Annotated in this window: 10 protein-coding genes; all 10 read right to left on the bottom strand. The window is 38.3% G+C overall.

Annotation, left to right across the window (positions count from 1 at the left end):
- Nucleotides 1–329 precede the first annotated feature (329 nt).
- A complete protein-coding gene (ymfI, locus tag PQ479_RS00485; protein WP_047987937.1) occupies nt 330–1064 on the bottom strand; it encodes an elongation factor P 5-aminopentanone reductase in 735 nt (244 codons plus the stop codon).
- A complete protein-coding gene (yfmH, locus tag PQ479_RS00480) occupies nt 1054–2352 on the bottom strand; it encodes an EF-P 5-aminopentanol modification-associated protein YfmH (RefSeq protein WP_047987936.1) in 1299 nt (432 codons plus the stop codon). The genes ymfI and yfmH overlap by 11 nt, the downstream gene beginning before the upstream one ends.
- A 3-nt stretch (nt 2353–2355) precedes the next feature.
- Entirely contained in the window at nt 2356–3633 is a 1278-nt protein-coding gene (gene yfmF / locus PQ479_RS00475) for an EF-P 5-aminopentanol modification-associated protein YfmF (RefSeq protein ID WP_047987935.1), read from the bottom strand.
- A gap of 35 nt (nt 3634–3668) precedes the next feature.
- On the bottom strand, nt 3669–4394 hold the full coding sequence (locus PQ479_RS00470) for a GntR family transcriptional regulator (RefSeq protein ID WP_047987934.1): 726 nt from the start codon (nt 4392–4394) through the stop codon (nt 3669–3671).
- A gap of 62 nt (nt 4395–4456) precedes the next feature.
- A complete protein-coding gene (locus PQ479_RS00465) occupies nt 4457–6820 on the bottom strand; it encodes an FtsK/SpoIIIE family DNA translocase (RefSeq protein WP_273716688.1) in 2364 nt (787 codons plus the stop codon).
- A gap of 141 nt (nt 6821–6961) precedes the next feature.
- A complete protein-coding gene (locus PQ479_RS00460) occupies nt 6962–7183 on the bottom strand; it encodes a YlzJ-like family protein (protein WP_047987932.1) in 222 nt (73 codons plus the stop codon).
- Nucleotides 7180–7923 carry a ClpP family protease gene (locus PQ479_RS00455; protein WP_047987931.1) on the bottom strand — a complete coding sequence of 248 codons (744 nt, stop codon included), beginning with the start codon at nt 7921–7923 and terminating at the stop codon, nt 7180–7182. Before PQ479_RS00455 ends, PQ479_RS00460 begins: the two co-directional genes overlap by 4 nt.
- A 131-nt stretch (nt 7924–8054) precedes the next feature.
- A complete protein-coding gene (locus PQ479_RS00450; protein ID WP_047987930.1) occupies nt 8055–9722 on the bottom strand; it encodes a ribonuclease J in 1668 nt (555 codons plus the stop codon).
- 387 nt (nt 9723–10109) lie between these two features.
- Nucleotides 10110–10976 (bottom strand): 4-hydroxy-tetrahydrodipicolinate synthase, encoded by an 867-nt coding sequence (gene dapA, locus PQ479_RS00445; protein ID WP_047987929.1) that lies wholly within the window; start codon nt 10974–10976, stop codon nt 10110–10112.
- Nucleotides 10977–11030: 54 nt separating this feature from the next.
- Nucleotides 11031–12248 carry an aspartate kinase gene (dapG, locus tag PQ479_RS00440; RefSeq protein WP_047987928.1) on the bottom strand — a complete coding sequence of 406 codons (1218 nt, stop codon included), beginning with the start codon at nt 12246–12248 and terminating at the stop codon, nt 11031–11033.
- Nucleotides 12249–12251 lie beyond the last annotated feature (3 nt).

Raw genomic sequence — 12251 nt, 5'->3', positions numbered from 1 at the left:
CGTGCCTTTTCGTTACTTTACTCGCTCACTTCCCTCGAGTAACTGTCGCGTTCGACTCTTTTCGTTACTTTACTCACTCACTTCCCTCGAGTAACTGACACGTTCGGCCCTTTTCGTTACTTTACTCACTCACTAACTCACATATTATTAACCTTATCATGCAGACTCTTCGATTTTTGTACTTCTCATTCAAATACCAAATGAACGAAAAGCTACCAGTTAAAGAGCTAGACACTACTTTCATCTTTGTTGGTGGCGAACACCTTCTCAAAGATCACTTTAAGAGGAATGAGACCCCCCTCCCGACTAAACGCCAGAGACATTCTGTTTTATGTATACCATGCACCGTTGATGGATAGGATTTGTCCATTGATATAGGATGCTTGCTCGGTTAATAAGAACGTAATATAGGCAGCAACTTCTTCGGATTCTCCTAAGCGTCCAGCTGGTATTTCGTCGATTAATTGCTGGCGGTCTGTTTCGTTATAGCGGGTGAGCATTCCTGTATCAATTGCTCCTGGTGCTATTGCATTTACTTGGATGTTACTTAAGGCTACTTCTTTAGCTAGTGCTTTAACAAAGGCGTTAATTCCACCTTTAGCGGCTGAATAAGTCACTTCACAAGAAGCCCCCGCCAAACCCCAAATAGAAGAAACAAAAATTAACTTTCCTTTTTGGTTACGAATCATTCCCTTTAATAGTTGCCTTGCTATCCTCATTGGATTATAAAGATGTACCTGCATTACCTCAAGAAGCGTCTCATCGGATATATCAGTGAATAACTGCACAGAGTCCATACCCGCATGATAAACAAGAGCATCAATATTTGTTGGAATTTGAGCAATGAGTTGATCAGTTCCATCTCTCGTACTTAAATCTGCTTGAAGAATGAAAACTTCAGCTCCTAAGTTCTCACACGTATGTTTCACCTGCAAAATTCGCTCTCTATTTTTATGATAATGTAAATACAGTATACGACTAGAAGAGGCAAGCGCCTTAGCGGTCGCTTGCCCAATACCTCCAGAAGCTCCTGTTATCAGGAGATGTTCTTTTTTATTGCTCATGGTAACCTTCTGCCTTTACTTCAGAAACCGTAAAGCAATCAAAATCGAAGTGTTCCTGTAAAATAGCTTCGAGGTCTTTAGCTTGCAAGCTTTCAAGAACAGGCACAATATCAAATAAATTCATATCATTAAATTTATACCGCGTAAATTGATTAGCAATATACTCCGGTGAATTTAATGAGCGTAAAAATGAACCGATTTTTTTCTTAATCGCTCGATTAACTACTTCTTCTGAAAGCTTGCTTTGTTTGAATTGGCGAATTTGCTCATCCAATTTTTTAGCAAGCTGAATTGGCTTTTTCGTATCTCCTCCAATAATCGTAAAACCAAAACCATTTTCTGCCGAATAGTCAAATGAGAAGCTGTCATCAATAAGACCTTCTTCATAAAGGGTTTGATAATTCGAAGAGCTTTGCCCAAACATGAGATCTAAGAGGATATTCAGAGATAACTCGTAACGAAGTAATTCCTCACCTTGTTTATTTGGATTTTTATCCTTAAAACCAATTAATAGCTTTGGCGTTTGAACCGGCATTGTCACGACATGGTGGGCTTTGGCGACTCCAGGACCTTCTTCCGGATAAAATCGTTGAATTTTCTCAGGTTCAGCAAAATCCTTTTTAGCTTGATTCGCTTTGACCTGTTCTAAAATTTTCTCAGGTTCAACAGGACCCACCACAAATAAAAGCATATTATTGGGGTGATAAAATGTATGGTAGCACGTATACAATAAATCTTTTGTTATTTTTGCAATGGATGCTGCCGTTCCAGCTATGTCAATTTTAACGGGATGATTTTCATACATATTCTCAATAACACCAAAATAAGCTCGCCAGTCTGGGTTATCATCATACATCGTAATTTCTTGTTCAATAATGCCTTTCTCTTTTTCCACACTTTCTTCTGTAAAGTAAGGATGCTGAACAAAATCAATGAGCGTTTCTAAATTCTTTTCTACATTTGATGTACTCGAAAATAAATAAGCTGTTCGTGTAAAGCTTGTAAAGGCATTAGCTGAAGCCCCTTGTTTACTAAAGTCTTGAAACACATCTCCATGTTCATCCTCAAACATTTTATGTTCTAAGAAATGAGCAATTCCATCTGGAACCCTAATAGCTTCCTGTTCAGCAATTGGGACAAACTCGTTATCAATCGAACCATATTTTGTTGTAAAAGTAGCAAATGTTTTGTTAATCTCCTTTTTCGGAAGGATATACACATCAAGACCATTATCCAATTGCTCGTAATATAATGTTTCTTTTAATTGGGCAAACTCAATCGGTTTCATGGCTTACTCCTCCTTCCCTTTTAAGAAATAAATCGTATCTAACTCTATTTTCTTAGCAGCCGCAACGACTTGTTTCTTCGTGACAGCTTTAACTTCTTCAATCCAATCATACACCGTACGTTGATGGTCACTGACCACTTGATGATAGCTTAGCTCAACAAACCCTCTAGCTACGTCAACACTTTCTAACAATTGATTAATGAGCATCGCCTTCGTTTGCTCTAATTCAGCCTCACTGAAGTCTCCTGCTTTCATCGCATCCATTTGCTCTTTAATAATTTCAACAGCCCGACCGTATTTCGAAAACTCTATTCCTGACATAACCATTAACAAACCTTTATGGCTTTCAAAGCGAGAGGCCGCATAATAGGCAAGACTTTCTTTTTCCCTAACATTAATAAAAAGCTTAGAATGAGAAAAGCCGCCAAATAAGCCATTACATACTTTCATCGCAACATAGTCAGGATCGGCAAAAGTAGTATGTGCTCTAAAGCCGATATGTAACTTGCCTTGTTTAACATCCTGCTTGTCAAAAACGACTTTTTCCTTTATTTCTGTTGGTGTTGATGTCTCAAGTGCCTGATATTGACTAGACACATTTACATTGGCGAAGGTTTGCTCGACTATTTCTTTTACAGAGGCTTCTTCAAAATCACCGACAATATAAAGGTTGAACCGACTTTGTGCAAGCATTTTTTGATAGGCGGTATATAATGATTGAGGAGTAATAGCTTGGACTTGTTCCTTCGTACCAAAGGATGTTAGGGCGTAACGCTCATCCTTACACATTTCCTCTGTAATTCTCATGTTTGCATAGCGCATCTTGTCATCAAAAACCGATTCAATACGTTGGATAAGTGAACGTTTTTCACTTTCTACAATTTCCTGCTTAAACTGCTCATTTTCAATATTTGGTTCAAAAATTACTTCATGTAACAAAGAAATTCCTTCTTGAAGCAAGGATGTCCCCTCACTTAAAAACTTCTCATTGGCTACGTCAATACGAATTGAAATCACATGGTTTTCACCTTTTTTTTGAACATCCGTGGCAAGCATTGCTCCGTACATATCATCTAAGCGTTGGCGAAATTTAGCTCGTTGATTCGTTTTAGCCGTTGTGCTTTGAAGTACTTCTGGTAGAAGTGCGCGCCCTGCAACAGTATCAGCCTCTAAGGGGGCTTCAATCATCATTACAATACTATACGTTTTAAATTTTTCTGTTTGCACAAGGTGTGCCTTAATGGCATTTATCGAATAAGGAATTTCCTTTAGCACGGTCATCTTATCTAGACTCCTTTTTTGGTGTTTTGATTAGGTTATGCTTTTATCCGCTTTCTTAAAACGTGAAACTTAAATTTATCAGCCCGAAAATAATTCAAAGAATATAAAATCGGTTCATCCTGCTGATTATAATGAACTTGCTTTAACAATAATAAAGAAGTTTCTGGATCACATTCAAGAATTTCTGATACTGTTGGATGGTACCCCATCGGTTCAATATAGGTCACAGCGTAGGCAATTTCTTGACCAGATTGCTCTAGAAATGTAAAAATCGACTTCAAATCATGAATGGAAAACCCTTGTAGCCGCTCATATGGTAGTCGGTCTAAACAATAAACAATCGGTGTATGATTAGCCGTTCGAACACGTTCTATTTCTAAAATTTTCTCCGTTTCTATTGGAGAAAATTTACTCTTATCGTCTTCTGTAGCTTCCTTAATTGAAGATGACAAAAATATCGTACCAGGCTCCATGTTAGCCTGTGCAATCATATCTGTCACACTATGAAGCTCTTCTATACCAGCTGAAAATAACGGCTTTGCATGAACGAAGGTCCCCACACCGTGACGTCTAATCACGATACCCTCTTCCTCTAATAACCGTAATGCCTCTCTAAGTGTAGCTCGACTTATGCCTAATTGCTTTGATAAATCAAACTCAGAGGGTAGTTTTTCCCCTTCTTGATAAACCTTTTGCTCAATATCTTGCTTAATTCGGTCAATGACTTGTAAATATAATGGCCGCTGGTCCGACTTGATCACATACCCCACTCCTTCAAACTTCCCATTTACTCTCGAATAATCACTTATCTTTATCTAAAAAATTACAACGACTGTTCTTCATCTTCTCTTTTTGAAATTAATACTTCACGAGGTTTACTTCCTTCGTATGGCCCCACAACACCACGTTCTTCAAGTTGATCAATGATTCGAGCTGCTCTTGCATAGCCCACACGGAATCGCCTTTGGATCATCGAAACAGATGCAGAGTTCATCTCCGTTACTAACTGGACAGCATCATCATATAAATCATCCGTTTGCTCATGATTCTTCGTCGACGTTTCTTCTTGTGGAATCATTTCTTCTATATACTGTGCTTTTTGCTGAGATATCACATACGATACCACCGCTTCTACTTCATCATCTGATAGAAACGCACCTTGTACTCGAGTTGGTTTGGTAGCTCCGACCGGTAAATATAACATATCCCCTCTACCTAAAAGCTTTTCCGCACCAGCCGAATCAATAATCGTTCGTGAATCTACTTGTGAGGAAACACCAAATGCTATTCGGGATGGGATGTTTGCTTTAATGACACCGGTAATAACATCAACGGATGGTCTTTGCGTCGCAATAATCATGTGAATACCTGAAGCCCTCGCCATCTGTGCAAGTCGGGCAATGGAATCCTCCACATCACCGCTAGCTACCATCATCAAATCGGCTAACTCATCGACAATAACGACGATATAAGGTAAGAATGGTTGTTTCGCTTGCTGACCTTCATTAACACGACGAATATATTCATTATACCCTTCAATATTTCGCGTCCCAGAATGAGAAAATAAATCGTACCGCCTTTCCATTTCTGCGACAACCTTTTTTAATGCTTGAGACGCTTTTTTTGGTTCTGTCACAACAGGGGTTAATAAATGTGGAATCCCATTATAGACATTTAGTTCAACCATTTTCGGGTCGATCATCATTAATTTCACTTCATGTGGTTTAGCTTTTAACAAAATGCTTGTAATAATTCCATTAATACATACACTTTTTCCACTACCCGTTGCCCCAGCTACGAGTAAATGCGGCATTTTATTTAAAGGAGCGAGCACTGGTTCACCAGAGATGTCCCTGCCTAATGCTACCGATAAGACATTCGTATCCTCTTTGGAACGATCAGAATCTAGCACTTCTCGTAATGTGACAATGGCTACCTCTTGATTAGGGACTTCAATCCCAATGGCTGATTTACCTGGGATAGGTGCTTCAATCCGAATATCTTTCGCTGCCAACGCTAATGCTAAGTCATCCACAAGGTTTACGATTTTACTTACTTTTACACCCACACTCGGGTTCACTTCATATTTGGTTACAGAAGGACCTAAATGAACCTTCATGACCTTTGCTTTTACACCAAAACTTTCTAATGTTTGCTCAAGCTTCCTTGCATTAGATGTCAATCGCTGTCTATCATGACTTTGATTAGCTAATTGCGGGGCTTGTAAAAGGTCAAACGTCGGCAACTGATAATCCTTATTCTCTTCCATCTCAGTTGTGATCAAACCAACAGAGAGTTCTTTTTCTTGTTCATCCTCTGTTTGATTCCCTTTTTGTTGAACTTTATTTGCTTTGATGATGTCTTCATTGTCAGCTAGTGGTTCATCGGTTTCACTCATATTATTAGCATTTGCGTAAGCTTTTTGAGCAAAATCAACAATTTCCGGCTCGATTTCTTCTCCATCTGATTGCTGTTCTACTTTGGTCAATTCTTGTTTATTTGTTTTTCGTTTTCTTTGATTTTCACGCTCTTCCTGAAGTTTTTCTTGTGTTTGTTCCTTCCAAGCTTTCCCTTCTTTCCAGAAATTTTGGAAGGTATCTGCTAAATATACGTAAGATTTCCTCATGCTATTTGAGACCATTTCAGTAAATGACTTACCTGTAATCAATATGAGTCCGACTATAAATAAAACAAAACAAAGAAAGTAAGATCCCGTATCAGCAAAGAGAAAATGACTCAGTGCATAAATAATTGAACCGACCATACCTCCACCTAAATCTTGCGATCCAGGTGATTCTCCCCTAATTTCCATCATAAATAATCGGACTGTGTTTCTAATGACGGATTGGTCAGCAAAGCCTTCTCGAAACCCTAGATTTCGAAACAAACCAATATGACTAAATAATGCAAATGAACTCATTAATACATAAATTCCAGCTATTCTTCTTGACCATAAAACAGGCTTCTCTCGTTTAAAAATTATGTATAAGGCAATAGCCAATAACCCCAAAGCTAATAATACAAACCATTCACCTAAAATAAAGCGAAATAAACTAACAAAGGTTTCCCCCACCGTTCCTAGTCGCGCCAGGGTGACAACTGCAATAACCAACAGACCCAAACCAATTAATTCAAAGGTCAGCTGTGACTTCCATTGTGTTTTTTTCTTTTTCTTTCTTTTCGCCAATGTACTCACCCTTATTTTTCTTAAAATAACCAATACTAACAAGCAGCCAAAATATGGCTGCTTGTCTTCAATACATATATTATAGCATACTCATCGTCAACAGATAATCAAAGAATGCTTAAACATTCCCGCCTTTCCATATTAGTGCAATAATCCTGCTTTCACTATTGTGCCTGGGGTATAGTGTTCTTGAAGATAAGCCATCGGATTCGAACAGACAAGACGAACAATCATACATTCATCCGTACTTATTTGTTGAACGATAACATGTCCATGTTCTATAGGGATCGTTTTATATTGACTATAATGGCTGTCATCTTCTGGAAAGATCATTTCGTGAGGGACCATCGTATACATAATCATTGGATTGGTACCCCTTCGTGTTTCTTTTCATCGATAAGCAGATTTAACTTTTTAAGAGCTTGTCCAATTCCTCCCACTTCATCAATTAATCCATACTCTACCGCATCAGTTCCGACCACATTCGTGCCAATATCTCTTGTTAAATTCCCTTTACTAAACATTAATTCTTTAAACTTATCCTCCGAAATCTCAGAATGCTTCGTCACAAACTTAATCACTCTTTCTTGCATTTTATCTAAGTATTCAAAGGTTTGCGGAACACCAATAACAAGCCCCGTTAAGCGTACGGGATGAATCGTCATAGTTGCTGTTTCTGCAATCAGAGAATAATTGGAAGCAACTGCTATTGGTACACCAATTGAATGTCCTCCACCTAATACGAGTGTGACGGAAGGTTTCGACATCGAGGCAATCATCTCAGATATAGCCAAACCCGCTTCAACGTCACCACCAACTGTGTTGAGGATAATAAGTAGTCCTTCTATTTTAGAATTTTGTTCAACCGCTACTAATTGCGGAATGAGATGTTCGTACTTTGTTGTTTTATTTTGTGGCGGCAATTGCATATGTCCTTCAATTTGTCCAACCACAGTCATACAATGTATATTTGAATTTTCCATTTGCGGGACGTTCGTTTGCCCTAATTCTTGAATTTTTTCTAATATACCACCTGTCTTTTCTTCTTTTTTAGGCATTTCTTCAACAGGTTTTTCTTGGCTAGAGGCTTGATTATCAAACATATACATCCTCCTTCTAATGTGATGCTGTTAGTATGATCCTTATTTAGGCATTTATTCGATGGCCGTCGTTGAATAGCAGATTGAAAAAGAAAAGACGAGCAGCTCATTACATGCTACTCGTCTTTTTAACATTATACCTCCATAATAATTGGTAAAATCATTGGGCGGCGTTTCGTTTTTTCGAAAAGGTAACGACTTAATCCTTCTCTAACATTACTTTTTAATGATGACCATTCATTTACATTTTCAGTCATACATTTTTGTAAAATACCTGATACGAGTTCATTCGCGTCTTCTAGCAACTTCTCTGATTCTCGTACATATACAAAACCTCTTGAAATAATATTTGGTCCTGATACGATTTGGCTGGTTTTCTTATTTAACGTTACCACAACAACCAAAATCCCATCTTTGGATAAAAGTCTGCGGTCTCTTAGTACGATATTACCTACATCTCCGACACCTAATCCATCGATTAAAACATTACCAGAAGGAACTTTTCCTGCTTTACGTGCTTGACCTTTGGCAAACTCAACAACATCACCTTTATCGACAAGGAAAATATTTTCTTCAGGTATACCAACTGCCACCGCTAAATCTTTATGTGCATGCTGCATTTTAAATTCACCATGAACTGGCACAAAGTATTTTGGTTTCATTAAGTTTAACATCAACTTAAGCTCTTCCTGACTTCCGTGTCCTGAAGCATGAACTTTAGCTTGTCCGTAAACAACATCTGCTCCAATTCTATGCAACTTATCAATAATACCTGCTACAGATTTTTCATTACCTGGAATCGCATTCGCCGCAATAATGACCGTATCATACTGGGTAATTGTAATTTGGCGATGTGCCCCCTTTGCCATTCTTGTTAAAGCTGACATAGGTTCACCTTGGCTTCCAGTCGTTAAAATTGTTACATGTTCATCATCATACTTATTCAACTCATCGACTTCTATAATTAAGTCTTCAGGATATGTTAAATAACCTAATTTTGATGCAATCGAAATGACACGAACCATACTTTTTCCAACAATCGCCACTTTTCGATTGTTTTTTAAAGAGGCCTCAAACACTTGTTGAATTCGATGGACATTGGATGCAAAAGTTGTCACAATAATTCGGCTCGCTGTATTTTCAAAGACATCCTGAATCCCTTGCCCTACCTCTGTCTCAGATTTCGTTAAACCCGGACGTTCAGCATTTGTACTATCAGAAAGTAAACAAAGAACGCCTTTTTGACCGATTTGAGCCATTTTACCAATCTCTGCATGAAGACCATCCACAGGTGTTTGATCAAATTTAAAGTCACCTGTATGTACGACATAACCTTGCTCGGTTTCAATACAAATCCCAACAGAATCAGGAATACTGTGATTCGTTCGGAAAAAGGAGACATTCGTACTTCCTACAACAATCTCTGAGCTTTCCGTTATAAGATTTAACTTCGTCTGACGCCATATGCCAGCTTCCTTTAATTTCTCTTCCACTAAGCCAAGGGTTAATTTTGTTCCATATACAGGAACATTTATTTTCTTTAATACATAGGAAAGGCCACCGATATGGTCTTCGTGACCGTGTGTTAAAAGAATCGCTCTAACACGATCTTCATTTTCCAGTAAATATGAAACATCCGGTATGACGATATCAACACCTAACATATCATCATCAGGGAACATGAGACCCGCATCGACAATAATGATATCTTCGTTAACTTCCACTCCATACATATTTTTTCCGATCTCGCCTACTCCACCTAAGGCGAAAACGCGTACTTTTTCAATTTTTTCGTTCGACAATGTGCTTCCTCCTATTTTGCAGAAAAAACATAGCTGATGCTTGCTTTTTTTCTTTCTTTTTAATTAGTTTGACTTCTTTTATGTTCATTGACATTGCTAATAACACTAGACTATTTCACAAATAGCTAGTTCGATTCTTTCATATATCCGACCCATATTCTTGGCATAAATGGTTCAAATAAAAGGGGTGAATAACAATTATTCACCATAACCGTCCGAATCACTTGTTATCAGTATACCTTATTTTAGAAATGAAAGACAAGGCTTGTCTTCCTTCGTTACTAAAAACAAGCAAATTTCTCCACAACTTGCCAAGGCATTAGCTAGAATGAATAAAAGTAAAAAACTACCTCAAGAGCCTTTAAAGACTCATTAAGGTAGTTTTATTTAAAACTGAAAAATTTGATCAAGAATTTGTTTCGTTGCTGGTTCTGGCTCTACGAGTGGAAGCCTGACACCACCAACATCTATTCCCTTTTTCATGAGGGCATATTTCACACATGTTGGACTCGGTGCTAAAAACATCGCTTTCATTCTAGGGAGTAAATAACGATGTAAGGTGCCAGCCTCGCTATGTTCACCCTTTAAATAAGCCTGAATCATCTCTTTCATCTCTAGTCCATATACATGGGCCGAAACAGATACAACTCCATTTGCTCCAATAGCAAGGGCAGGCAATGTTAATGAGTCATCTCCACAATATACGATAAACTCTTCATCCGTACCACTTATAATCTCAGCCATCTGTTCTAAGCTTCCGCTCGCTTCTTTAACTGCAAATATATTTTCAACTTTTGACAATTCTACGACTGTCGCACTTTCCAAATTTGTCACTGTACGAGGCGGAACATTATAAAGCATTACCGGTAAATGAGTCGCTCTGGCAATCGATGTAAAATGTTGAATCAACCCTTTTTGAGAGGGTTTATTATAATAAGGTACTACAGCCATAACTCCATCTACCCCAAGTTCAGTAGCTTTCTTTGCCGCTTCTATTGATTGTAAAGTAGAATTACTACCCACTCCTGCAATCACAGGAATACGTTTATTGACATATTGAACAACAAAGTCAAAAAGCTTCTCCTTTTCATCCTTTGTTAATGTTGGAGACTCTCCTGTTGTCCCATTGACAACAAGAGCATCCGTACCTGTGGCAATTAAATGTTCAATTAATTTTTCAACTTGACGATAATTAATTTGACCATCTGCTTGAAAAGGAGTAACCATCGCTGTTAATAATCTTCCAAACTTCATTCAATACAACTCCTTTAATCGTCAAAACAGACAATATGAGGTAGGATGGATGGCTTATCGGTCTGCTTCCATTAATTCAAACATATGGTGAAGGGCATTAACAGCTTTCACTAAGTCAACACCTTTTACTAACACCCATATCGTTGTATGTGAGTCCGCCGATTGAAGTATTTGTATATTTTCACGAGAAAGTGCACCGACTATTTTGGCTGTTACACCTGGTACGCCTGTCATACCAGCACCAACTGCTGAAACCTTTGCACAATCCTTTTGCAGTTCAGGTTCATAGCCCATTTCCTTTAATACCCGAACAGCCCGATCCGCTACATGGTCGGCTACGGTATATACGACTCCTCGTGGATTAATATTAATAAAATCGACACTGATTTTCTCATTGGCCATCGCTTTAAAGACCTTCTCTTGTAAATCATACTGCCCATCCTGAGCAAATACTTTAATTTGAGTGACATTAGATAAATGAGCAATCCCTGTAATGATGCGTTCTTTTACATCTCTTGTCGTTTCTTCATGTAATGATGATGTAATTAAGGTTCCTTTAGCATTCGACATTGTCGATCGAATTCGAATTGGAATTTTTGCCTGCATGGCAATTTCAACTGCACGTGGGTGAATAACTTTAGCTCCTTGATAAGCCATATTACAAATCTCTGTGTATGTCATGACATCTAATGCTTTCGCTTCTTTAACAATACGAGGGTCAGCCGTCATAACTCCTTCTACATCGGTAAAAATATCGACCCATTCTGCATGTAATGCTGCTCCTAAAGCGGTCGCCGATGTATCACTACCACCTCGACCGAGTGTCGTCACTTCTCCACTTTCTGATTGACCTTGAAAGCCAGCGACGACTAACACATCATAATCAACAAAATGTGTCTTTAAATGCTCAGAACGCATATCTGTAATTTTTGCTTGTGTAAAGTCGCCGTTTGTACGAAAACCAGCCTGAGCACCTGTTAATGCACGTGCTTTTAGGCCTTTTTTTAATAATGTTTCTGTAAAAACAACCGAGGAAATAACTTCTCCACAAGAAACTAGTAAATCTTGTTCTCGCTTCGGCAATACATCCGTATCCATTAATCCAAGCAATGTATCGGTTGCATACGGCTGACCTGCCCTCCCCATTGCTGAGACAACAACAATGACTTTATTTCCTTCTTGAACGGCTCTTTCTACGTGTCTCGCCGCTAAATCTCTTACTTCTTCATCTTTAACTGATGTTCCACCAAACTTTTGAACAACGATTTTCATAAT

The sequence above is a fragment of the Alkalihalobacillus pseudalcaliphilus genome (genome assembly GCF_028610675.1).
Lineage (GTDB): Bacteria > Bacillota > Bacilli > Bacillales > Bacillaceae_D > Alkalihalobacillus > Alkalihalobacillus pseudalcaliphilus.
This window is presented reverse-complemented; position numbering and strand designations above follow the sequence as displayed.